This is a genomic window from Lysinibacillus sp. 10T31, assembly GCF_056394365.1.
In genome coordinates this window covers 1-353 of sequence record NZ_JBFTHS010000285.1, presented here as the reverse complement: position 1 = coordinate 353, position 353 = coordinate 1, and the positions used below count along the sequence as shown (strand labels likewise).

At 57.2% G+C, this 353-nt stretch carries 1 protein-coding gene; it reads left to right on the top strand.

Annotated elements, in window-relative coordinates; translation table 11 throughout:
- The coding region (locus tag AC1DCY_RS28050; RefSeq protein ID WP_477356150.1) for a hypothetical protein at positions 1–353 on the top strand (353 nt) is incomplete at both ends.

Genomic DNA, 353 nt, shown 5'->3' with positions numbered 1-353 from the left:
CCGATCCTTCTTTCCGTCGCCCTGCCTTCTTTCCGTCGCTTCAGCTCTTCTTTCCGTCGCTCTGCCTCTTCTTTCCGTCGCCCTGCCTTCTTTCGGTCGCTTTGGCTCTTCATTCCCGCTTTAACTTTTCCTTCCGTCGCTTTGGCTTTCCTTTCCGTCGCTCTGACTCTTCTTTCCGTCGCTTTGGCTTTCCTTTCCGTCGCTCCGATCCTTCTTTCCGTCGCCCTGCCTTCTTTCCGTCGCTTCAGCTCTTCTTTCCGTCGCTCTGCCTCTTCTTTCCGTCGCCCTGCCTTCTTTCGGTCGCTTTGGCTCTTCATTCCTCGGCGCGATCCCGCTGACCAGTGGCGCACCGG